Annotated in this window: 23 protein-coding genes and 1 pseudogene; 14 read left to right on the top strand and 10 right to left on the bottom strand. The window is 68.0% G+C overall.

Annotation, left to right across the window (positions count from 1 at the left end; genetic code table 11):
- Positions 1-51 precede the first annotated feature (51 nt).
- Entirely contained in the window at positions 52-1101 is a 1050-nt protein-coding gene (locus tag G6N58_RS01350) for an LLM class flavin-dependent oxidoreductase (protein WP_115280047.1), read from the top strand.
- Here G6N58_RS01350 and G6N58_RS01345 read toward each other — a convergent pair.
- The 3 genes from G6N58_RS01345 to G6N58_RS01335 form a co-directional block, all read right to left on the bottom strand.
- The gene (locus G6N58_RS01345) at positions 1098-2063 is read right to left on the bottom strand and encodes a zinc-dependent alcohol dehydrogenase family protein (protein WP_232067691.1); all 966 of its coding nucleotides are present in this window, start codon (positions 2061-2063) and stop codon (positions 1098-1100) included. The two genes, G6N58_RS01350 and G6N58_RS01345, sit on opposite strands and share 4 nt — an antisense overlap.
- A 131-nt stretch (positions 2064-2194) precedes the next feature.
- Complete coding sequence (locus G6N58_RS01340; RefSeq protein ID WP_115280049.1) at positions 2195-2638, bottom strand: nitroreductase family deazaflavin-dependent oxidoreductase; 444 nt, start codon at positions 2636-2638, stop codon at positions 2195-2197.
- A gap of 13 nt (positions 2639-2651) precedes the next feature.
- Complete coding sequence (locus G6N58_RS01335; RefSeq protein ID WP_163907818.1) at positions 2652-4295, bottom strand: helix-turn-helix domain-containing protein; 1644 nt, start codon at positions 4293-4295, stop codon at positions 2652-2654.
- A 107-nt stretch (positions 4296-4402) separates the two neighbouring features.
- On the opposite strand from G6N58_RS01335, the gene G6N58_RS01330 reads away from it, so the two are divergent.
- The 8 genes from G6N58_RS01330 to G6N58_RS01295 all read left to right on the top strand — a co-directional run bounded on the left by G6N58_RS01330 (position 4403) and on the right by G6N58_RS01295 (position 11188).
- Positions 4403-5455 (top strand): ABC transporter substrate-binding protein, encoded by a 1053-nt coding sequence (locus G6N58_RS01330; RefSeq protein ID WP_115281898.1) that lies wholly within the window; start codon positions 4403-4405, stop codon positions 5453-5455.
- Positions 5452-6264: an ABC transporter permease gene (locus G6N58_RS01325; RefSeq protein WP_115280051.1), complete on the top strand. Its 813-nt coding sequence runs from the start codon at positions 5452-5454 to the stop codon at positions 6262-6264. The genes G6N58_RS01330 and G6N58_RS01325 overlap by 4 nt, the downstream gene beginning before the upstream one ends.
- Positions 6261-7031 (top strand): ABC transporter permease, encoded by a 771-nt coding sequence (locus G6N58_RS01320; RefSeq protein ID WP_068918270.1) that lies wholly within the window; start codon positions 6261-6263, stop codon positions 7029-7031. Before G6N58_RS01325 ends, G6N58_RS01320 begins: the two co-directional genes overlap by 4 nt.
- A 14-nt stretch (positions 7032-7045) precedes the next feature.
- Positions 7046-7804: an ABC transporter ATP-binding protein gene (locus G6N58_RS01315; protein WP_115280052.1), complete on the top strand. Its 759-nt coding sequence runs from the start codon at positions 7046-7048 to the stop codon at positions 7802-7804.
- Positions 7801-8775: an amidohydrolase family protein gene (locus tag G6N58_RS01310; RefSeq protein WP_115280053.1), complete on the top strand. Its 975-nt coding sequence runs from the start codon at positions 7801-7803 to the stop codon at positions 8773-8775. Before G6N58_RS01315 ends, G6N58_RS01310 begins: the two co-directional genes overlap by 4 nt.
- Positions 8768-9979 (top strand): FAD binding domain-containing protein, encoded by a 1212-nt coding sequence (locus tag G6N58_RS01305; RefSeq protein ID WP_115280054.1) that lies wholly within the window; start codon positions 8768-8770, stop codon positions 9977-9979. The genes G6N58_RS01310 and G6N58_RS01305 overlap by 8 nt, the downstream gene beginning before the upstream one ends.
- Before the next feature lie 31 nt (positions 9980-10010).
- The gene (locus tag G6N58_RS01300; RefSeq protein ID WP_115280055.1) at positions 10011-10442 is read left to right on the top strand and encodes a cupin domain-containing protein; all 432 of its coding nucleotides are present in this window, start codon (positions 10011-10013) and stop codon (positions 10440-10442) included.
- 74 nt (positions 10443-10516) lie between these two features.
- The gene (locus G6N58_RS01295; RefSeq protein WP_163907817.1) at positions 10517-11188 is read left to right on the top strand and encodes a maleylpyruvate isomerase N-terminal domain-containing protein; all 672 of its coding nucleotides are present in this window, start codon (positions 10517-10519) and stop codon (positions 11186-11188) included.
- 1 nt (position 11189) lies between these two features.
- Here G6N58_RS01295 and G6N58_RS01290 read toward each other — a convergent pair whose 3' ends face one another.
- A complete protein-coding gene (locus G6N58_RS01290) occupies positions 11190-11612 on the bottom strand; it encodes an HIT family protein (protein WP_115280057.1) in 423 nt (140 codons plus the stop codon).
- A gap of 22 nt (positions 11613-11634) precedes the next feature.
- Positions 11635-12102 (bottom strand): VOC family protein, encoded by a 468-nt coding sequence (locus G6N58_RS01285; RefSeq protein WP_115280058.1) that lies wholly within the window; start codon positions 12100-12102, stop codon positions 11635-11637.
- Between the two features lie 27 nt (positions 12103-12129).
- Between G6N58_RS01285 and G6N58_RS01280 the strand changes: the two genes are divergently transcribed.
- Together G6N58_RS01280 and G6N58_RS01275 are read left to right on the top strand one after the other, a co-directional pair.
- Positions 12130-12948 carry an AraC family transcriptional regulator gene (locus G6N58_RS01280; protein WP_115280059.1) on the top strand — a complete coding sequence of 273 codons (819 nt, stop codon included), beginning with the start codon at positions 12130-12132 and terminating at the stop codon, positions 12946-12948.
- A gap of 14 nt (positions 12949-12962) precedes the next feature.
- Complete coding sequence (locus G6N58_RS01275; protein ID WP_115280060.1) at positions 12963-14360, top strand: amidase; 1398 nt, start codon at positions 12963-12965, stop codon at positions 14358-14360.
- Between the two features lie 68 nt (positions 14361-14428).
- Here G6N58_RS01275 and G6N58_RS31290 read toward each other — a convergent pair whose 3' ends face one another.
- Together G6N58_RS31290 and G6N58_RS31285 are read right to left on the bottom strand one after the other, a co-directional pair.
- Positions 14429-15040 (bottom strand): transposase, encoded by a 612-nt coding sequence (locus tag G6N58_RS31290; protein WP_232068066.1) that lies wholly within the window; start codon positions 15038-15040, stop codon positions 14429-14431.
- A 364-nt stretch (positions 15041-15404) separates the two neighbouring features.
- Positions 15405-15827, bottom strand: a pseudogene (locus tag G6N58_RS31285) (IS110 family transposase); the annotation flags it as partial.
- 246 nt (positions 15828-16073) lie between these two features.
- Between G6N58_RS31285 and G6N58_RS01265 the strand changes: the two are divergent.
- Positions 16074-17453, top strand: coding sequence for an HNH endonuclease signature motif containing protein (locus G6N58_RS01265; RefSeq protein ID WP_115280061.1), 1380 nt, complete (start codon positions 16074-16076; stop codon positions 17451-17453).
- A 4-nt stretch (positions 17454-17457) separates the two neighbouring features.
- Here the strand turns inward: G6N58_RS01265 and G6N58_RS01260 are convergent, their stop codons facing one another.
- The 3 genes from G6N58_RS01260 to G6N58_RS01250 all read right to left on the bottom strand — a co-directional run bounded on the left by G6N58_RS01260 (position 17458) and on the right by G6N58_RS01250 (position 20524).
- A complete protein-coding gene (locus G6N58_RS01260) occupies positions 17458-17940 on the bottom strand; it encodes a DNA-deoxyinosine glycosylase (RefSeq protein WP_115280062.1) in 483 nt (160 codons plus the stop codon).
- Positions 17937-18581 (bottom strand): polysaccharide deacetylase family protein, encoded by a 645-nt coding sequence (locus tag G6N58_RS01255; protein ID WP_115281899.1) that lies wholly within the window; start codon positions 18579-18581, stop codon positions 17937-17939. The genes G6N58_RS01260 and G6N58_RS01255 overlap by 4 nt, the downstream gene beginning before the upstream one ends.
- Before the next feature lie 122 nt (positions 18582-18703).
- Positions 18704-20524, bottom strand: a complete 1821-nt coding sequence (locus tag G6N58_RS01250) for a flavin-containing monooxygenase (protein ID WP_115280063.1) — start codon at positions 20522-20524, stop codon at positions 18704-18706.
- A gap of 119 nt (positions 20525-20643) precedes the next feature.
- Here G6N58_RS01250 and G6N58_RS01245 point away from each other — a divergent pair, with 119 nt between their 5' ends.
- Together G6N58_RS01245 and G6N58_RS01240 are read left to right on the top strand one after the other, a co-directional pair.
- The gene (locus G6N58_RS01245) at positions 20644-21702 is read left to right on the top strand and encodes a 2,3-butanediol dehydrogenase (RefSeq protein ID WP_115280064.1); all 1059 of its coding nucleotides are present in this window, start codon (positions 20644-20646) and stop codon (positions 21700-21702) included.
- Positions 21699-22478, top strand: coding sequence for an acetoin reductase (locus G6N58_RS01240; RefSeq protein WP_115280065.1), 780 nt, complete (start codon positions 21699-21701; stop codon positions 22476-22478). Before G6N58_RS01245 ends, G6N58_RS01240 begins: the two co-directional genes overlap by 4 nt.
- The last annotated feature ends 47 nt before the right edge of the window (positions 22479-22525 follow it).

Genomic DNA, 22525 nt, shown 5'->3' with positions numbered 1-22525 from the left:
CTGCGCGCCGAAGTCGCAATAAATGAGGGGATGACGACGTTGGGACCAGTTATGCGGTTATCTGTGCTCGATCTCGTCCCTGTTCGCTCCGACCAGACCTCCGCTGACGCCTTGGCTGCCACGGTGGAACTGGCGCAGGCTGCCGATGAGCTGGGTTACACCCGCTACTGGGTGGCCGAACACCACAACATGCCCGCCGTGGCGGCCACCAGCCCGCCCGTGGTGCTGGCGTATCTGGCCGGTCAGACCCGGCAGATCCGGCTCGGTTCCGGCGGCGTGATGCTGCCCAATCACGCACCGCTGGCCGTCGCGGAGCAGTTCGCGCTGCTGGAGGCCGCGGCCCCCGGGCGCATCGATCTGGGCCTGGGCCGCGCGCCCGGTTCGGATCCGGTGACGTCGATGGCGCTGCGGGGTCCCGCGGGTCGCGACGACTCCGACATCGCCAACTTTCCCCGCTACCTCGACGAGGTGGCCGCCATGATGAGCGCCACCGGCGTCCGGGTGGAGATGCCCCGTCAGCTGATGCGCCCGGAGTACGTCCTCAAGGCCACGCCGGCAGCAGCCGGTGAGCCGCGGCTGTGGCTGCTGGGCTCGTCGATGTACTCGGCGCACCTGGCTGCCGCCAAGGGCCTGCCGTACGTGTTCGCCCACCACTTCGCCGGGCAGGGCACCGAGGAGGCATTGGCGACCTATCGCGAGGAGTTCCAGCCCAGCGACCTGGCGGCCGAGCCGGTGACGTTCATGACGGTCAACGCCTCGGTGGCCCCCACCGCCGAGGAAGCGCACGCCCTGCTGCTGCCGCAGCTGGTGATGATGTCGACGCTGCGGACCGGAAAGCCCTTGCGCGCCGTCGATCTCGTCGAGGAGGCGGAGCAGATGCAGTTCACCGCCCAGGAGAGCGCCATCATCGAAGACGGCCGCGCCCGGGCTGTCGTCGGCGCTCCGGCCGAGGCCGCTGAGCAGGTGCGCGAGATCGCCGAACACTTCGGTGTCGACGAGGTGATGATCAACCCGGTGGGGTCGGCGTTCCGCGGCACCGCCGCTGCCTCCGCCCCGGCACGGGTGGCGACGCTGGAACTGCTTGCCAAGGAACTCTTCTAACCTCCGCCCGCCACCTCGACGACGAGCTTGCCGAACGGCCCGCGGTCCAGGTGATCCAGGGCCGCCGGTAGCTCGGACATCGGGTAGACCTGGTCGACGGTCGGTGTCATGCCGACCCGGTCCACCGCTGCCACCAGGTCCTCCAGTGCGCGGCGGTGGCCGGTGCCGATGCCGTGGATCACCACGTCTTTCAACATCAGCGGCATTGCGGGTGCGCTGATCTCAAAGCCCTCCAGTGCGCCGATCTGATGGATCCTGCCGCCTACGGCCGCGACCTCGACGGCCGCGCCGAGGTGCGCGCCACCGACGATCTCCAGCACGTGGTCGGCGCCGTGGTCACCGGTGAGTGAGTAGATGGTGGACACCCAGTCGGGGTCCTGCCGGTCGACCACATCGTCGGCGCCCAGGGCCCGCGCCCGGTCCAGCTTGGCCGCGCTCCCGGAGACGATGACACGGGCGCCATGGGCCTTGGCGATCTGGATGCCGAACAACGACACCCCGCCCGTGCCCTCCACCAGGACTGTTTCGCCGGCGTGGACCCGCCCCCGCTCGACGAGTGCGAACCAGGCGGTCACCCCCGCACACGGCAACGTGCTGGCCTGCTCTGCGGACACGGTGTCGGGAGCCGAGACGAACCACTCCTCGGACAAGCTCACGTACTCGGCCAGCACACCGGGGTAGAAACCCCCGAGGGTGCGATAGGAAGGGGTGCGGGCGCTTCCGCCGCGGGTGCCGTCGCGCCAATCGGGGGTGAACGTGGAGATCACCCGCTCACCGACCTCGAAGCGCGTCACGTTTTCGCCTACGCGCGCAACGGTTCCCGCCAGGTCGGAACCCGGGGTGAACGGGAAACGCAGGTCCAGTCCGCGCCCGGTTTCGATGACCATCTTGTCGCGGTAGTTCAAGGACACGGCGGACACCCGCACCAGGATCTCCCCGGGTGCCGGCTCGGGAATGTCCACGTCGCGCAATCTCAGATGGTGCCGACCGATACCGTCCATTTCCCAGCGTCGCACCCGCGGCCTCTCCCGTCGCTACCCGTGTCCGTCTCGGCAGACAACGATGCCCGGGCTCAACGCATTCCGGTTGGCGACTACACCGGACGCAGCGCGATGATCGCGATGGGCCGGTCGGTGCGCTGCTGGTAGTTGGTGTAGCGATCGGAGTTGTTGGCGTTGACCACCTGCCACAGCCGCGCGTACTCCGGGTGCTCCGGCAGCAGGATGTCGGCGTGCACCGCGAAACGCTGTGTCCCGACGTTGATCTCGACGTCGGGGTGGGCCTTGAGGTTGTGGTACCAGGCCGGGTACCTGTTGGCGCCGCCGTTGGAGGCGACGATCAGGTACCGCCCGCCGTCGGTGGCATAGGTCAAGGTGTTCACCCGCGCCGCGCCGGTCTTGGCGCCCACCGAGTGCAGCAGCAGGCTGGGCGGAGCGCCAGGCAGCCGGTGCCCGATCCGGCCGCCGCTCTTCTGATAGATCACGTCATGCACACGCAACAGCCGCAGGCCGATCTTCTCCAGGGGCGACAAACTCATGCGCTCCAGTCTGTCAGCCCAGCCCGATGATGCGCGCGACGGTCAAGGCCGACGTCAGCCGCAGCAGGTCACGGGGTTTGGCGAGCTTCAGGTCGGTCAGCCCTTCGAGTCGACGCACTCGCTGGGCCACCGTGTTGGGATGCAGATGCAGCTGCGCGGCGGTGGCGTGGCGGTCCAGGTCCTGCTCCAGCAGCACCCGGGCGGTGCGCAGCAGCTCGGTGCCGTTCTCGCGGTCATAGCGCAGCGCCGGGCCCAGCGTGGAATCCGCGAAATCCCGCAGCGCGGCCGGGTCGTCGAGTTGTAGCAGCAGATGGTCGATGGCGGCCTCGCGCAGATCGATCAGGCCGGCGTCCGCGTCGGCGACGTTCAACGCTCCCCGCACGGTGCGGAACAGGGTGGGCAGACCGGCGGGCGGCTCGGCGCCGGTCACCGCGGCCACCGCGCCTGCCGCGGTGCCCGCGCTCACCAGCGCCCCCATCAGCTGTGCCGCGAACACGGCCACGTCGCCTGCGGTCGGAGACCACACCAGCACCAGGTCGTCGCGGTGGATCGCCGCCAGTGGCCGCGGTGACACCCGGGAGACCACGCGATCGGCCGCGGCCAGTAACCGGTCGCGCGGGCCGGCGCAGCGCAGCGCCACCAGGTGCTGCGGTCCCGACAGATCCCAGCCCAGCCGCCGGGCCCGGTCCAGCAGCGCCTCGACGTCGGAGCCGGCGGCCAGCAGGTCGGCGACCAGGGACCCGCGCAACCGCTGCTCCACCTCGGCGGCGGTGCGGGCGCGCAGCAGCTCCAGCGCGGTGACCACCGCGGCCTGCTCGGCCGCGCGCACATCCAGGCGCGACAGATCCTGGGCGTCGGCGTCGATGCGGATGTGGGCCAGCACTTTTCCGTCCAGCATCACCTCGGTGGCGGCGGCCTCGGGGCGCGGCTCGGTGAACCCGCCGGCCAATCGCTCGCCGTAGATGTCCTCGATCAGGACGTCGTGACCCAGCAGCTCGGCCAGCGCCGCGGCGACACCACCCACCCCTTCTCCCCGCAGCGCGATGGCGGTCAGAAGGGTGTGCACTTCCTCCGAGCGGCGCAGTTCGCGGATGGTGTTCTGCTCACTGGCGCGCAGCTGGGCGGTGCCCAGTGCGATCGCCACCTGGGTGGCCATGGCGTTCACCAGGCTGATCTCGGCGTGGTCGAAGTGGTGCGGCTGCGCGTGGTAGCCGTTGAGGGCGCCCACGACGCGGCCACCGCGGCGCAGCGGCACCGAGACCAGCGCCCGGTAGCCCTGCTCGTGGGCCACCCCGCCCCACGGGCCGATGCCGGGCATCGACTCGATGTCCTCGAGGGCCACCACATCGCCGGTGCGGAACGCGACGCTGGTGGGTGCCTCCTCGCCGCCGGACTCGTCGAGCAGGATGGGCCGCTGGGCGTTGACCTTCGCGACGTACTCGGGGGACAGGCCGTGGTAGCCGACGATGGTCAGCGCGTGGCGGCTGTCGTCGGGCAGGAACACCGCGCAGAAGTCGTAGCCCAGCAGTGTGCAAGCGGTGCGGGCGACGCGGTTCAGCAGGTCGGTGACGGGTTCGTCCCCACCCACCGCCTCCCCGATGCCGGCCAAGGCGTCCAGCCACCGTTCCAGGGGAGGATGCTGTGTTTCTGTGGACACACAAACCAGCATAAGTGTGTGTGCGCAGACATTGCTGCGAGTGTCCTCCGTCACGCATCGTGGTCTCCGACGGTGACAGCCGTCACAAGACTCACGAGGAGGTGCCCATGAGGAGGCACACGCAGGTGGCCATGGCACTGGCCGCCGTCGCGACGACGATCTTCACCAGCGGCTGCTCGGCCGGGCTCGGTGGGCCGGCGTCGTCGCGGGCCGCACAGGACGGTGAGATCCGCTTCACGTTCGCGCCGGACCCCATCTGGGACTACATGCACGACACCGGCCTGGTCGACGAGTGGGAGGAGCAGACCGGCTACACCATCGAGACCAGCGCCACCTGGGACGAATTCGGCCTGTTTGCCGGCGGGCACGCAGACATCATCTCCACCGCGTCCTTCGAGGTGCCCTATCTCGAGGAGCAGACGCAGCGCGAGACCGTCATCATCGGCCGCTACAACGCCGAGCGCAGCCGTTTCCTGGTGCGCGCCGATGACCCGGCGCAGTCCGTGGCGGATCTGCGCGGCAAGCGCATCGGCGTGTTCACCACCGTGTCGGGCACCCTGGTGTGGAGCGCGCTGATCAAGCAGATGCACGACATGAACCTCGTCGACGAGCAGGGCTCGGGATCCGACTTCGAGATCGTGGTGGCCGACATCCAGAACCTGTCGAACCTGTTGGCGCGCGGCGAGATCGACGCCTGCATCTGCTATCCGGACCTGTCCGCGCGGGAACTGCGTGACGGCGCCGTGCGCCCGCTCTACGACGGCAAATCCTCGGCCGACCTGTTCGCCGAGCTCAACGCGCCCGGCCACGACGGTCCGATGGGCAACGTCTTCGTCGCCCGCAAGGAGTGGGTGGAAGAACACCCCAAAGAGGTGTCGGCGTTCCTGGACCTGTGGGAGCTCGGCCTGGCCGAGTGGCAGGGTCATCGCGACGAGATGATCGAACGCTACCCCCAGCACTTCGCTGTCGCCACGCCCGAGGACATCGAGTTCATGAAACAGTATGTGGCCGAACATGACTGGGTGGTCGACGACGTGCGCTTCGACCAGCAGTGGGCCGACGACGAGAGCTCGATCTTCGACCTGATGCGCAGCACCGGCATCATCGGCGACGAGATTGCCGATCCCCAGTTCCTCCCCACCGAAGGAGTCCAGCAGTGACGCAGACGATCTCGGCGCCGGTGCGCGTGCCCGACGAGCCGAAATCCAGACCATCCAGGGGTCCCCGGCGGTGGCTGGTCTCCGGCGTCGCGCTGGTGCTCGCGGTGGCCGCCTGGGCTGCCATCGCCGCCTGGATCGATGACCCGATCCTGCCCGCACCGCTGGCCGTCGGCGAACAGATCATCGAGATCACGGTGTCTGGAGCGGCTTTCACCAACTTCGCCTCCAGCATCGCCAAGATCGTGGCGGGCTTCCTGATCGCGATGGTGGTGGGGCTGGTCGTCGGCTTTGCGATGGGCCGCAGCCGGTTCATGACCACCTACTTCTCGCTGCCGCTGTTCGTGCTCGGCAACATGCCGGGCCTGACCTATGCGGTGTTCGGCCTGCTGATCTTCGGGGTCGGTGCCGGCGGCCCCATCGTGGTGTCCGCTCTGGTGGCCACCCCGTTCATCGCCATCAACGTGGCCGAAGGCGTGCGCTCGGTGGACGGCAACCTGCTGGCGATGTGCCAGGCCTTCGAGCGCAACCGGCGCGACGTGCTGCGCCATCTGTATCTGCCCGCCCTGGCCACCTTCGTGTTCGCCGGTGTGCGCTACGGCTTCGCGATGGCGTGGAAGGTGGAGGCCCTCACCGAGGTGTTCGGCGCCAGCGACGGCGTGGGCTTCATGATCCGCAAGGCCTACCAGGAGTTCCAGGTGGCCGACATGCTGGCCTGGACCGGGCTGTTCATCATCACCATGATCCTGATCGAACGCGGCCTGGCCTACGCCGAGGCCCGCTTCTTCGCCTGGCGGAAGGACCTCGCATGACCACCTTGACCCGGCAGGTGAAGGCCCAGGGCTCCTCGGCCGTGGCCATCATCGCCTCCGTACTCAGCATCCTGGCGGTGTGGCAGATCGCGGTGGTGGTCGGCAACCGCGTGCCGTCGGCGGCCCTGACCGTCGAACGCCTGGCCGGCGAGGCCGCCGCCGGCGAACTCTGGCACAACCTGGCGTTGTCGGCCAACCGATTTGCCCTCGGCCTGGTGCTGGCGCTGGTGGTCGGTACCGCCCTGGGCGTGCTCATGGGCATGTCGAAACTCGCAGACCTGGCCTTCTCCGACCTCAACGCCGCCGGACTGGCCATACCCGCGGTGATCTGGGCGCTGCTGACCACCATGTGGTTCGGCTTCGGCTGGCTCACCCCGGTGGTCACGGTGTTCCTGTCCGGACTGCCGTTCGTGGTGGTCAACATCGCCAAGGCCACCCGCGCCGTACCCGCCGAACTGGTCTTGATGGCACGGTCTTTCGGGGTGCCCAGCTCCTACATCCTGCGTCACATCGTGGCGCCGGCGGTGGCCGGATCCACCGTGGCCGCGGTGCGCTTCGCCATCATGAGCGCGTGGAACGGCCTGTTGCTGGCCGAGTGGTTCGGCTCCACCTCCGGGGTCGGGTGGCGGTCACGCTACTGGTATGACGCCAACCAACTCGACGGCTTCTTCGCCTGGGTGCTGGTGTTCATCTTGGTGCTCGTCATCGCCGACCTGCTGATCCTCGGCCCCATCGAAAAGTACGCCACCCGCTGGCGCACGGTCTGAAAGAGAGAAAACCCATGGCGTCCATCGAAATCCGCGATCTGGTCAAGGACTACCACGACCGCAAGGGCAACCGCACCCGCGTCATCGACAACATCGACCTCACCATCTCCGGCGAGACGTTCGTCTCCGTCGTCGGCCCGTCCGGCAGTGGCAAGACCACCCTGCTGAACATCGTCTCCGGCATCGAGACCCACACCTCGGGCACCGTCAGCCTGCGCTCGGGCAGCCGGGACGCCCGGGTGGGATACGTCTTCCAGGATCCGCGGCTGCTGCCGTGGCGCACCGTGATGGCCAATCTCGGCTTCGTGCAACACGAGCGGCCCGGCTGGCAGGACCGCGCCAAGCACTACCTGGACCTGGTGGGCCTGTCACACTGCGCCGACCGCTACCCGTCCCAACTCTCCGGCGGCCAGCAGCAGCGCATCGGCATCGCCCGCGCCTTCGCCGTCGAACCCGACGTGCTGCTGATGGACGAGCCGTTCAGCCACCTGGATGCGATGACGTCCCGCACCCTGCGCGAACATCTGGAGCGCATCTGGCTGGAGTCGCGCCGCACCGTCATGTTCGTCACCCACGACGTCACCGAGGCCGTCCAATTGTCGGACCGCATCATCGTTCTCGAGCCGGGCGGACGCGTCCACGAGATCATCGACGTCGACCTGCCCCGTCCCCGCCGGGCCTCCGACCCCGCCGTGGCCATGCTGCAGGCCGAGGTGCTGGCCCGGTTCGAGAAGCTGGAGGCCGCGCAGGTGGCGCAGGGGAGTGCAGCATGATCCGCTCCGGCGCCATCGACGTGCACGCGCACTGGCTGCCGCAGGAGCTGTTCGGTCTGCCACCGGGTTCACCGCTGCCGGCACTCAACGGCCGCGACGGGCAACTGCATCTCGGTGAGCTGCCGCTGTCCATCGCCACCGACGCGATGAGTGACCCGCAGCGGGTGCTCGCCGACACCGACGCCGCCGGGCTGGGATCGCGGGTGCTCTCCGCGCCGCCGTTCGCCTTCCCGGTGACCGACGACCCCGGGGTCGACGGGTACGTGGGTGCGTTCAACGACGCGCTGGCCCAGGTGTGCCACGACAGCGACGGCCGGCTGCTGGGCCTGGGTCTGGTGTCGCTGCACGATCCCGACGCCGCCCGCAAGCAGATGGCCACCTTCGACCCGGCCATCCGCGGTATCGCGGTCCCGCCGCTGCTGGGCAACGAGTCCTTCGACCGGGGTCCGATGCGCGACATCGTGGGCATCGCCGCCGAGGAGAACCTGGCGGTGCTGGTGCATCCGATGCAACTGCCGCGCCCCGAGTGGACGTCCTACTACCTGGTCAACCTGATCGGCAATCCCACCGAGACGGCCACGGCCGCAGCAGCTCTGGTGCTGGGCGGGGTGCTGGAACAGCATCCGGACCTGCGCATCGCGATGCTGCACGGCGGCGGCTGCGCGCCCGCGCTGGTGGGTCGCTGGCAGCACGGCTGGCAGGCCCGCGCCGATGTGCGCAGCGCCGGCACCGCCGCACCGCGGGACGGCTTCGCCAAGTTGTGGTTCGACACCCTGACCCACGACGGGCCGGCACTCGAGCTGCTGCGCGCCCATGCCGACCCCACACACCTGGTGTGCGGCAGTGACTATCCGTTCGACATGGGTGTCGAACGGCCGCTTGATCTTCCCCACAGCGTGGGCCTGGACGACGACGTTCTGGAGGCCAACGCGCGACGGTTCCTCGATCTCGAAGGAGACACCCATGTCTGAGGCAGTCAACGCCCGCCACGACTGGACCGGAAGCCGGGCCATCGTCGTCGGCGGCTCGATCGGAGGCCTGACCGCGGCACTGTTGCTGCGCCGCCTCGGGTTCGACGTCGACGTCTACGAGCGCACCCCCACCAGCCTCGACGGTCGCGGCGGCGGGATCGTCCTGCAGCCCGACACCATCCGCTGGTTCGCCGAATGCAGTACCCAGCATCCCGAACAGGTCAGCACCTCAACGCATTACGTGCAGTACCTGGACTCCGACAACACCATCCTGCACCGCGACAACGCACCCTGGAGCTACACCTCGTGGGGCACCTTCTACCGGGCGCTGCTCGCCGACTTCGGCACCGAGCACTACCACCTGGGGGAGTACGCCGCCGGGTTCGAGGAGGACGACCGCGGTGTGGAGGTGCGCTTCGCCTCCGGGCTGCGGGAACGGGCCGACCTGGTGGTCTTCGCCGACGGCATCACCTCGCCGAGCCGGCGCAAGATCTCCCCGGAGTCCGAACTCGAATACTCCGGCTACGTCGGTTGGCGCGGCACCGTGCTCGAAAAGGACGTCTCGCCGGAGACATTCGAACTCCTGCACGACGCGATCTCCTACAGCGTGGCTCCGCACACCCACATCAACGTCTACCCGATCCCGTCCAACGAGGGCGGTTTGGCCGTCGGTGAGCGGCTGCTGAACTACGTCTGGTACCGCAACGTGGCCGAAGGACACGAGCTCGACGAGCTGATGACCGACAAGCGGGGCTTCGCCGCCAAGGTGTCCCTGCACCCGGGTGCGGTCCAGGACCGGTTCGTCGACGAGATGCGCTCAGCAGCAATCGCACTGCTGGCGCCGGCGGCCGCCGAGGTGGTGGTGCGCACCGAGCAGCCCTACCTGCAGGCGGTCTACGACGCCGGGACCAGCCGGATGGCGATGGGCCGGGTGGCGCTGATCGGTGATGCGGCCAGCGCGGCTCGCCCGCACGCCGCGGCGGGCACCGCCAAGGCCGCCGCCAATGCCTGGGCGCTGTTCGATGCCCTGGCCGAGGCCGACGACATCGCCGACGCCCTGGCCAAATGGGAGCCGGGGCAGCTGGAACTCGGGCAGCGGCTGCTGCAGCGGGTCAAGGCGATGGGCACCCGGTCGCAGTTCGACTGCACGTGGACCCCCGGCGATCCCGACCTGCGCTTCGGCCTCTACGCCCCCGGCAAGTAGCGATTTCGCCCACAACACAAGGAGAACCAACATGACCACCGAATACCTCACTGATGCCCCGCTGGCCGGCGTGCTGGTCGCCCAGAACTTCGAGGGCTGGAGCGACGAGCTGAAAGCCGAGTTCGAGACGTATGCCTACGATGGGCACGTCGGGTCCCGGCTGCTGTCGCAGAACGAACGGGTGCGGGTCTGGGAGATCCGGCTGGCGCCGGGGCAGCGGTTCCACACCCACCGGCACGTGCTGGACTACTTCTGGACCGCGGTGAACGCCGGCCGCAGCCGCCAGCACACCTCCGACGGCACCACGCGCGAGGTGTCCTACAACGCCGGCGAGACCCGGCACTTCTCCTTCGCCGCGGGAGAGTTCCTGCTGCATGACATCGAGAACGTGGGCACCGAGGAGTTGGTGTTCACCACCGTCGAGCACCTGGATTCGGCCAACCCCGCGCTACCGCTGGGCTGAACTGTCCGGATCTCGACGATGGTTGGCAGTTTTGCCCATCGTCTCCAGCGGCCGGTGGCTCGACAATACGACCCGTGCTCTCCACCGACGCCCTGGCCGAGGCGACGCGCCGGTTCGCCACCATCCTCGACACCTCCGACCTGGGCGCCGCGGTGCCGTCCTGTCCGTCGTGGACCGTCGACGACCTGGTCCGCCACCTCGGCGGTATCCACAGCTGGGCGGCCGGGCGGGTGGGCGCCGACACCGGTGACGGGACGCCGGCCGGTGCCGGCGTACCGCGGGAGTCGTTGCGGCAGTGGTATTCCGAGCAGGCCGAGAATCTGGTGGAGACCCTGATGGCGGCCGGTCCGGACGCCCCGGCCTGGGTGTTCGGACCGGTGTCCGGACCCGGGAACGTCGCGTTCTGGATCCGGCGCCAGATGCACGAGACAGTGGTGCACACCTGGGATCTGCTGTCGGCGCAGGGTATCGACGACAACCTGGACCCGGCGCTGGCGTGGGACGGCGTGGCCGAGGTGGCTGAGGTGTTCTATCCGCGCCAGGTGGCGCTCGGCCGGACGCCGCCGTTGCCGGCCGCCCTGCGGCTGGAGGCGACCGACCTCGACAGACCCGCGGTCACCGTCGGGCACGGCGACCAGGTCACCCTCGCCCTCCCGGCCGCTGACCTGCTGCTCACGCTGTGGCACCGGCGACAGGCGCCCGAGGGCCCGGCAGCGGCGTTACTGGCCGGCGCGTTGACGCCGTGAATCAGGGCAGTCGCGCCAGCGCATCCCGCAGGATGCGGCCGGTGCCCTCCCGGTCGGGGTCCTTGCGCACCACCAGTCCCTTGGCGAAAGACAGTTTGTCGCCGTCGAGACGGGGCGCCACGTGCAGATGGATGTGGAACACCGTCTGGAACGCGGCCTTGCCGTCATTGATCACGATGTTGTTGCCGTCGGCGGCCAACTCCGAGTGGCGCGCGGCCTGCCCGATCCGCTGACCCACCCTCACCAGCCCGGCGACCGTGTCGGCCGGAGTGTCGGTGAGGTCGACGCTGTGGGTCTTGGGGACCACCAGGGTGTGGCCGCGGACGATCGGCCGGATGTCGAGAAACGCCAGGTAGTCGTCGTCCTCGTAGACCCGGATGGCGTCGGCCGCACCGGCGACGATGGCGCAGAACACACAAGACATCCCGCCACGGTAGCGAAGCCCCTCAGAGGTTCTCGGCCGACCACTCGGCCAGCCGGCGCTCGCGCTCCTGCGCGCTGACCTCTTCGACGCGGGTCATCACCGCCCACCGCTGCCCGAACGGGTCCACCAGCGATGCGTAGCGGTCGCCGGTGGCAAAGGTCGAGAGCGGTTCGCGGATGGTGGCGCCGGCAGCTTCGGCGCGGGTCACCACAGCGTCGGCATCGGTGCAGTACAGCACGATCGAATGGCTGCTGGTGTCGGCCGCCGGGGCTGCGGCCAGACCGAACTGCGGGTTGGGGTCCGACAGTTGCAGCCGGCCGTGACCGAAGTCGAGTTCGGCGTGGGCGATCAGGCCGTCCGGGGTGTCCATCTTCTCCAGGAGCTGTGCTCCGAACACCGAGGTGTAGAAGTCGATCGCGGCGGCAGCGCCGTCGACCACGATGAAGGGGGTCAGGCTGGTGTAGCCGTCGGGGATCGGTGACACGCTCATGCGGTCCAGTGTTTCTAGAATCGGTGCGTGACGGCTTGGAAAAACGCGCCGCAACTCGGGATCGTCGGGCGGGCGCACTCCGCAGATGCCTTCGAACTGTCCCGGTGGGCGCCGTCGACCGCAGCCGCCGAGTACGTAGAGCACTTCTGGTCGGTGCGCTGGGACCTGCCACCCGGGCAGGAGCACCACAGCACCGTCATCTCCTTTCCCGCCATGCACCTGACCCACGAGTGGGGCACCGACGGGCCGCGGCACGGCCACCCGCTACCGAACACCCTGGCCCACGGGGTGGTGGCCAGCGTCTTCCGGACAACGCTGCACGGTCGCGGCACCGTGGTGGGGGCCCGGTTCCATCCCGGCGGATTCGCGGCGCGCTTCGATCACGACGCCTCGGCGTACACCGGGCAGACGGTGCCGGTTGGGGACCTGTTCGGGGCGCCGCTGCGGATTGAGGACGATCGTGATTGTGCCGCAACACAACTCGATGACGCGATCAGCTCTCACCGAGGTCAGCCGGATCCCACCTACCGGGCTCTGCGCACCCTGCTCGACGGCATCCGCGACGATGCCGACGTCCGCCGGGTCGAGCAGGTGGCCGCCCGGGCGCCGTGGAGTGCGCGCACCACACAGAAGGTGTTCAAACGGTATGTCGGGGTGCCGATGAAGTGGGTGCTCTGCCGCTACCGGTTGCAGCGGGCGGCGCTGGACATCGAAACCCACCCGGGCATCGACCTGGCCGAGCTGGCCGTGCGTCACGGCTGGTACGACCAGGCGCATTTCAGCAACGATTTCCGGTCTATGCTGGGTTGCGCCCCAGGCGAATACGCAGCGGTGCACGGCGCCTGAGCTACGCTGCGCCGATGGACAACATCGAGTTGGCCTTCGCCGGGGCCGCCGAGCAGGCACGCATGCTGGCCACGGGAGCCGTCACCGCGCCGAAGCTGGCCGAGCTCTACCTGGACCGGATCAACCGGCTCGACCCTGAGTTGCGGGCATACCGCACGGTGTTCGCCGACCAGGCTCGGGCCGAGGCCGCGGCGGCCCAGGAGCGCCTCGACGCGGGGGAGCGACTCCCGTTGCTGGGCGTACCGATCGCCATCAAGGACGACGTCGATGTCGCCGGAGCCACCACAACCTACGGCAGCAACGCCCACGGGCCGGCACCCACCCGCGACGCCGAGGTGGTGCGACTGCTGCGTGATGCGGGTGCGGTGATCCTGGGCAAGACCGCCGTGCCAGAGATGATGATCTGGCCGTTCACCGAGACCATCGCCTACGGCGCCACCCACAACCCATGGGACCTGGCCCGAACCCCCGGTGGCAGCAGCGGTGGCAGTGCGGCCGCTGTGGCCGCGGGGCTGGCACCCATCGCGCTGGGCTCCGACGGGGCGGGTTCGATTCGCATCCCGTCGACGTGGTGCGGTTTGTACGGTCTCAAACCGCAGCGCGACCGCGTGCCGCTGGCCCCGCACGACGACGCTTGGTGCGGCATGTCGGTCTACGGGCCCCTGGCCCATACGGTGGAGGACGCCGCGCTGTTCCTCGACGTCACGTGCGACAAGGCGATGCCCGGCCCCCAGGGTGGTTTTGTGCGAGCGGCGTCGCGACCGCCCAATCGGTTGCGAATCGCGTTGAGCGTCAACGTTCCTCCGCTGGTGACCGCGCACCGCGACGCCGAACAGCGCGCCGCGGTCCATCAGGCCGGCGCGCTGCTGCGCGAACTCGGCCACAACGTCATCGTCCGGGAGATCGACTACCCGAAGACCGGCGTGTACGGACACGTGCTGCCGCGGTACTTCCGCGGCATCTACGACGACGTGCGCACCCTCCCGCACGCCGAGCGGCTCGACTCCCGTACCCGCGGTATGGCGCGGATCGGCCGGATGATCTCCGATGCCCGTCTCGCGAAAATCCGTGCGGCCGAAGCAGATTTTTCCGCGCGGGTGTTGTCGATCTTCGACGACGTTGACGTGGTGATCACCCCCGGTACTGCGACCGGGCCGTCCCGGGTGGGTGCCTATCGCCGCCTCGGTGCGGTGTCGACGCTGTCGCTGGTCGCCGCGCGTACGCCGTACCAGGCTGCGTTCAACGCGACGGGGCAGCCTGCTGCGGTGGTGCCGTGGGGGCTCGACCGCCACGGCCTGCCGCTATCCATCCAGTTGGTGGGCCGCCCCTACGACGAGGCCACCTTGCTGGCCTTGTCCGCCGAGATCGAGGCCGACCGACCGTGGGCCGACCGTCGCCCGCCAGTCAGCTGAATCCCTTGTGCCACTTGGTTATCTGACGTCACATCGCGCCGATCTTTGAGTTCCTAAGCGATGTCAAGTCATGAGGCGGCTTCTAGACTGTGGTTGACGGGCCGGTGGATTGGAGCGCTTGGCGACTCCTGTTGTCCCCGGCCCGTCCTTCCTTTGAGTCGCTGTGTGCGGCGGGTGTCGGCGGCCTTGACTCGAATCTTCTGGTCGACGCGGTGGTGGGCGGTGACCAATTTTCGGCCTTCGTCAGCGTGGATGGGTCGGCCGTCGATATCCCGCATTTTGTAGGGCTGACCTGTGCGGAGGCAGGTGGCGATACGGGTCAGCAGTATGGTGGCGATGTGGCAGAGCGCTGAGTCATGATGACGCTCGGTTTGCATGAGCCGTTTGTACTTGGCGGCCAACTGGGGATCGGTCTTGCGGGCATGATCGGCGGCGGCGAAGAGCGCTTCCCGCAGCAGCGGATCGCCGGCCTTGGTCAATCCGGTCTGTTGATGGGTTTGCCCGGACTGGTTGAGCTTGGGAATCAGCCCGGAGTAGGCGCGGATGGCAGCTAACGAGTGGAATCGGTGGGGTCCCGAGACGGCCGGCGATGACGGCGCCAATGATCGGACCGACGCCGGGCGCGGAGGCGATGATGCCGTTGGGGTCGGCTTCGGCGTAGAGGTTGGCGGCTCGTTCATCGAGGTCGTCGATTTGTTCGGTCAACGCAAGGGCTTGTTCGGCTTCTACGGCGATATCGGCGGCCAACTCGGCGAAATCGATGCGCGCGTCGTCGCCAGAGCCCCACAGCTGCAACGATTCCCGAGCTGCAGCGAGGATCGCGGTGGCGTAGGTTTCACGCCAGGCGCCGCGGGAGTGGCGGATCAGGAATCGGGTCAGCCGTGCATGTCCGAGGCGGATCACTGTGTTGGGATCGGCGTAGCGGGCCAGCAGTTCTAGGGCGGTCTTGCCGAATCGGGCACTCAAGGCGTCGTACCAGGCCGGGCCGAGCAACTCCAGTTGGGCATCGAGGCGTTGAAAGACCGCGGTGCGGCGTTTGACGATGGATGATCGGATTTTGACGATCCGGCGCAGTGGCTCAGCCGGGCCGCCGCCGGTGTGATCGCGCAATCCTTCGGGGTGCAGGAGTGGCAGCCGGGCCAGCATTTTGGAGTCGAGGTGGTCGTTTTTGGCGTGTTTGGAGTAATAGGCTCGTAGATCGGCAGATTGCGTCGTGGGAACCATGGACACTCGTGCACCTCGGTGGCGGAACCACGATGCCAACGGCGCCCAGGCGTTGCGGGTGGGTTCCATGATGATGCGTACGGTGTCGCGCTTCTTTAGTCCGCAAGCGGTCCAGAGCTTCTCGAGTTCATCGGGGCGAGTGAAGAATCGCCGACCTGTCCAGACGAAGGTCCCGTCAGGGCGCGCCAGGGACGCTTGATGAGCAGCCCTGCAGGCGACATCAATGCCTAGGATCAGTTCCATGCCATGTCCTTTCGATCAAGTGGGTGGTTAACCTGCGATCGAGGCTGGCATAGCCCAGACATTCCATAAGCAGGAGTCCAACCATCAGTCGGCTCCAAGTTCCCGAACAGGGACACCAGAATCGCGCAGGTTGTGCCGCGACAGCCACTCAGAAATCAGGAATCCCAGAAGGTTCCAGTCGGTAGCCTGGCTGTCCGCGAGCACTCACTCAATCTAAATGTCGGTGGTCGCCCGTATGTTCGAGGCATGGGCAGATCGGCAGTCGCAGACCGGGAGGCGATGCTGGCTGCCCTGGCGCAGATCGAAGAGCTGACCGCCCGGATGAATCGGTTGTCGATCGACGCGTTCTCCGATGCCGAGTTGTTGGCGCTGCAGCAGCGCCGTGAAGCCATCACCCGCGCGCAGCCGGTGTTCGATCATCGGGTGTATCAGCGGATCACGTCTCAGAGTTCACCGGTGGCCTTGGGTGCGAAGAGTTACGCGGCGGTGTTGTCGCAGCGGTTGCGGATCTCCAGCTCGGAGGCGCGCCGCCGGTTGGATGAGGCGGCGTTGTTGGGGCCGCGGACCTCGCTGACCGGTGAGCCGATGTCACCCTCGATGCCGGGGTTTGCGCGCGGTCAGGCGCAGGGGTTGATCGGCGCCGAGCACATCAAGCATCTGCGGTGGTTTTTCCGTGAGCTGCCCGGCTTCGTGGACTTTCAGACCCGGGAGAACGCCGAGGCCCAGTTGGCCCAGCATGCCTGCGAACTCGGCCCCGAAGCGTTCCGGACAGCCGCAGCGCAGATGCTGTATCTGCTGAACCAGGACGGGGAGCTCTCCGATGAAGACCGTCAAGCCCTGGCCTATATCCGGGTGGGTAAGCAGCGCCCGGACGGGATGCGCCCGTTCGAAGGGTTGTTGACGCCGGAGGCGTGGGCGACTCTGGAGCCGTTGCTGGAGCGCAACGCCGCCCCGGGGATGTGCAACCCGGCTGATGAGAATCCCTGCCTCGAGGGTGAACCCACCGAAGAGCAGATACGCAACGACACCCGCACCGCCGGCAAACGGAACCACGATGCGCTGCTGGCTCTGTGCCAACGCTTGCTCACCACGCAGCCGACCGGGACCATCAACGGCCTGCCCGCGAACGTGGTCATCACCGTGAGTCTGACCGATCTGGAGAAGGGCACCGGCCACGGGTTGACTGCCGGCGGCACGAGGCTGCCGATCGCCGATGTGCTGAAGTTCGCCGCCCACTCCCGGCCGTGGCTGGCGCTGTTCGACGGGAAAGGCCTGCCCCTGCACCTGGGCCGCGCCAAGAGGACCGCCACCCTCGCCCAGCGCCTGATGCTGCTGGCCAAACACCGCGGCTGCACCATGCCCGGCTGCACCGCCAGCGCCTACCGTTCCCAGGTGCATCACGCCAACCAGGACTGGAAGGACGGCGGGCGCACCGACATCGAGGACCTGACGTTGGCGTGCGGGCCGAACAATCGGATGGTGGAGACCACCGGCTGGACCACCCGCAACCGCCCAGACGACGGTGTGACGGAGTGGATACCGCCGCCACACCTCGACTGCGGTCAGTCCCGCACCAACAACCTGCACCACCCGGAACGGATCATCGACCCCGGCGATGACCCATAGGTGGTCACTGCAACGCCTCCCGCCACGCCGCCAGCTTCTGCGCGACGGGCATGGTGTGCGCCGGGCTGGTCGAAGGCAACCGAATGAACCGGCGCGCGTCGTCGAATCCGACCAGCCTGCGGTAGTTGGCCTCTGCCGCTCCGCCGGTGAAGAACACCCGGGTGATGGTGGGATACTCGCGGTAGAACGCACCGAAGTCGTTGGCCACCATACTGTCCGGCTCCACGGCTGAGTCCAGGCTGCCGGCGCGTCGGCAGAACCGCAGCACGTCCCACACCGCCACGCCGTGGTTGATCAGGGCGGCCGTCCGCTCCGGATATGGCGCTGACGCGGAGAACCCGTACAGCGCACCGGTGATGGTCCAGAAGGCGTTGCGCGGATTGCCGTAGTACTGCTGATGCGCCAGCGACAGCACACTCGGCGCGTTGCCCAGGAACAACACGGTGGGTGCACCGCCGACGATGGGCGGCAGGCCTTGCACATTCATCGGCCCAGCAGTTCGCTGACCGTCACGAAGTCATAGCCGTCAGCGCGCAGTCGCTCGATGATCTGCGGCACCGCAGCCCGTGACGGCGCCCGGGAGTCCGCCATCACATGGAGCAGGATGATCGACCCGGGGCGTACCGAACCCACCGTCTCGTCGACAATCGTTGCAGTGTCAGGGTTTCCGGCGGAATCGGGCTCGACATCCCACGTGATGCTGACGCGATCATGCTCGGCCAGATACCGCGGCAGCGTCCACAACTTCTTGCAGAACGGCGGACGGAAGGTGACCGGACCTTGGTAGCCGGTTCGCGCGATCGCCGCATCGGTGCGCTCTATCTCGTCGGCGACAGTCGTCGGTGACACCAGCACCATCCGCCGGTGTGTGTAGGTGTGATTGCCGATGTCGTGCCCGGCCTCCGCGATCGCCCTGCCCTCGGCGGGATGCCGGTCCAAGTCGGCGCCGTTGAGGTAGAAGGTCGCCGGCACCTTCGCAGCCGCCAGCATGTCCAGCACCTCCGGCGCGTGTGCACTCGGGCCGTCGTCGAACGTCAGGGCCACCACCTTGTCGGTCGTGTCTACGCGGGATACCAACTCGCCGGCCAACTGGACCGTGCGCGCATTCATCACCACGTAGCCGGCCATCAACGTGACGACCACCAACGTCGCCACCCCGATGACCCACCGCCACACGGTTACCTGTTTACCAGGGCGATATGTGGAGCCTCACCGGCGGCCAGCGCCGGTGAGACTCCACAAGCCCCAGCTCACGACAGGTGGTGCACCTCCTGCAGGCCGTACACCGGCGTCGGGATGCCCTCGTAGCGCGCCTTGAGCTGCAGTGCCAGATACAGCGAATAGTGCCGGGACTGGTGCAGATTGCCGCCGTGGAACCACAGATTCTCCTGCTGGGTGGGCTTCCACATGTTGCGCTGCTCGCCCTCCCACGGACCGGGATCTTTGGTGGTGTCGCTGCCCAGGCCCCACACCTTGCCGACCTTGTCGGCGACGTCCTGACCGATCAGATCGGCAGCCCAGCCGTTCATCGAGCCGTACCCCGTGGCGTACACCACCACGTCGGCGGGCAACACCGTGCCGTCGGCCAGCACCACGGAATCCGACGTCAGGTGCGACACCTGGCCGTGGGCCAGCTTGATGGTGCCGTCGGCCACCAGATCGCAGGCGCCGACGTCGATGTAGTACCCGGACCCGCGCCGCAGGTACTTCATGAACAGGCCCGAACCGTCGTCGCCCCAGTCCAATTCGAAACCCGCGGCGGTCAGCCGGTCGTAGAAGTCCTTGTCGCGCTCACGCATCTGGTCGTACAGCGGGATCTGGAATTCGTGCATGATCCGGTACGGCAACGAGGCGAAGGTCAGATCCGCCTTCTCCGTCGTCATCCCCGCAGCCAGGGCGCGTTCGGAGTACAGGTCACCCAGCCCGATCTCCATCAGCGAATCCGAGCGCACGATATGGGTCGAGCTGCGTTGCACCATCGTGGTGTCGATCCCGTTATCCACCAGTGCTTTACAGATGTCGTGCGCGGAGTTGTTGGACCCGATCACCACCACCTTCTTGCCGGCGTAGCGATCCGGGCCCGGGTGCGCCGAGGAGTGATGCTGCTCGCCGGCGAACTCGTCTTGGCCGGGCAGCGTCGGGATGGACGGCTTGCCCGACATCCCGGTGGCCAGCACCAGGTGCGTGGGGTGCAGGGTCAGCTTCTCGCCGTCGCGGTCCACCTCGACCGTCCAACGCTCGCCGTCATACCGCGCCGAGGTGCACGACGTCCTCGACCAGTACGGCACCTCCATCACGCGGGTGTAGAACTCCAGCCAGTCGCCGATTTTGTCTTTCGGCGCGAACACCGGCCAGTTCTGCGGGAACGGCAGATAGGGCAGGTGGTCGTACCAGACCGGGTCGTGCAGGCACAGCGACTTGTAGCGCTTGCGCCACTGATCCCCGGGCCGGTCGTGCTTGTCGACCACCAGGGCAGGCACCCCGAGCTGGCGCAGCCGTGCGCCCAGCGCGATGCCGCCCTGTCCGCCGCCCACCACCAGGATGTAGGGCTGCACGGTGCGCCCCAGCGACGCGTCCTCCTCGGCCTTCTTCTCCGCCCAGGACCGCGGGTCGGGATCACTGCCGTGCACCGCGCCCATCACCCGCGAGGGGCCCTTGCGTTCCTCGTGTCCCTTCAGTTCCTGCAGCGCGGTCAGGAAGGTCCAGGCCTCGTCGCCCTTGAGGCGCAGGTGCCCGATGCCACGGCCGACGCCGGTCTCGAACTCGATGAACGCGGACGTGACTGCCTCCTCCCCGGAACCCTCCTGCACCGGAGCCTCCCGGGTGCGGAACCCGGACGGATCGGTGTCGGCCAGGCGTTCGGTCAGCAGGTCGGCCACACCGTCGCGGCCTTCGACGGTCTTGATGTTCCAGGTGAAGGCCACCAGGTCGCGCCAGAAGCTGTCGGTGGCGAACTTGGCGGCCGCGCGCGGCACGTCGCGGACGGCGAGCGCGGCCTCGAAATCGGCGAGCCAGGCGTCGACCCGCTGCTGCGGGCTGAGATCAACGGAAGGTTCAAGAGTGGTAGTCATGTGACCCAGGGCACACCCCGAGCGCCACCCGCAGCAAGAGTTGCGCACCGTTGCAGCCGTCCGACGCAACCCCCTGCAACTCTTTCGCCGTGTGTCGGCGGTCACATAGACATGGCGGCATGAGAGCAGCTGTGTACCACGGACCCAACAAGGTCGAAGTGGCCGAGATCCCCGAACCGGACCCCGCACCGGGCACCGTCAAGCTCCGCGTCGGGTTCAACGGCATCTGCGGCACCGACCTGCACGAGTACTACGCCGGTCCGATCTTCGTGCCCACCTCGCCGCATCCGCTGACCCACCAGGAGCTGCCGCTGACGCTGGGGCACGAGTTCAGCGGCACCATCACCGCCGTCGGCGACGGGGTGACGGGCTGGTCCGAAGGTGACCGGGTGGCCGTCGAGCCGCTGTACACCTGTCACGAGTGCGCGGCGTGCAGGGCCGGCAACTACAACATCTGCGCGCAGATCGGGTTCCACGGCCTGATGTCCGACGGTGGCATGGCCGAGTACTCGGTGGTTCCGGTCCACATGTTGCACCGGCTGCCCGACACTGTGTCCCTGGAACTCGGCGCACTGGTGGAACCGATGTCGGTGGCCTACCACGCCGCCACCCTCGGCGACACCACACCCGGGGACACGGCCATGGTGTTCGGCGCCGGCCCCATCGGCATCGGCTTGTGGTTTGCGCTGCGCGGCAAGGGGATCGACGATGTGTTCGTGGTGGAGCCGTCGGCCACCCGGCGCGCCGCCATCGAGCACCTCGGCGCCAGGACCCTGGATCCTTCCCAGCTCGACGTGCCGGAGTTCATCGCCGACCACACCGGTGGCCGCAAGGCTGACGCGGTGTTCGACGCCGCCGGGGTGCAGCCTGCGGTGCAGACGGCACTGGCCTGCGTCGGGGCCCGCAAGCCGATGGTGAGCGTGGCGATCTACGAAAAGCCCCTGACCACACCACTTCTCAACCTGGTGATGAACGAGTCCCGAATCCAGGGCTCGCTGTGCTACACCGGCGCCGACTTCGAGGCGGTGATCAACCTGATGGCCCAGGGTGCCTACGACACCACCGGCTGGGTCACTCCGATCGCACTCGAAGACGTGATCGACGAAGGGTTCGAGGCCCTGCACGCCGGAACCAAGATGAAGGTCCTCGTGGACCCCAGTATCGAAGGAGCATCATGACACTCACGGGCAAGGTGGCCCTGGTCACCGGCGGCGGCCGCGGTATCGGCCGGGGCATCGCGCTGCGACTGGCCCGCGACGGCGCCGACGTCGCTCTGGTGGACGTCCGTCCCGACGGCATCAACACCGTCGCCGACGAGATCACCGAGATCGGGCAGAAATCCACCGCCTTTGTTGCCGACGTGGGGGATCGGGATCAGGTGTTCGCGGCCGTCGAGCACGCCGAGCAGGCCCTCGGCGGCTTCGACATCATGGTCAACAACGCGGGTGTCGCGCTGGTCGGTCCCATCTCCGAGGTCACACCGCAAGAGCTGCAACGCATCTGGTCGATCAACGTCGACGGGGTGCTGTGGGGTATCCAGGCCGCAGGCACCCGGTTCCGGCAGCGGAAGACCAAGGGCAAGATCATCAACGCCTCCTCCATCGCCGGTCACGACGGGTTCGCGATGCTCGGTGTCTACAGCGCCACCAAGTTCGCCGTCCGGGCGCTCACCCAGGCCGCCGCCAAGGAGTACGCCGCCGACGGCATCACCGTCAACGCCTACTGCCCGGGGGTGGTCGGCACCGACATGTGGGTGGAGATCGACCAGCGGTTCGCCGACCTGACCGGCGCGGCCGTCGGCGAGACCTACGACAAGTACGTCGGCGGCATCGCGCTCGGTCGGGCCGAGACGCCCGAGGACGTCGCCGGGTTCGTCTCATACCTGGCCGGACCGGATGCGGACTACATGACCGGACAGTCGGTCCTGATCGACGGCGGCCTGGTTTACCGGTGAGGGCTGACCTGCGGCGCTGGCGCTTCGATGTGACCGGGAGCACAATC

The sequence above is a fragment of the Mycolicibacterium tokaiense genome, from assembly GCF_010725885.1.
GTDB classification, from domain to species: domain Bacteria; phylum Actinomycetota; class Actinomycetes; order Mycobacteriales; family Mycobacteriaceae; genus Mycobacterium; species Mycobacterium tokaiense.
The sequence above is the reverse complement of the archived record's forward strand: the minus strand, read 5'-3'. Positions and strand labels throughout refer to the sequence as shown.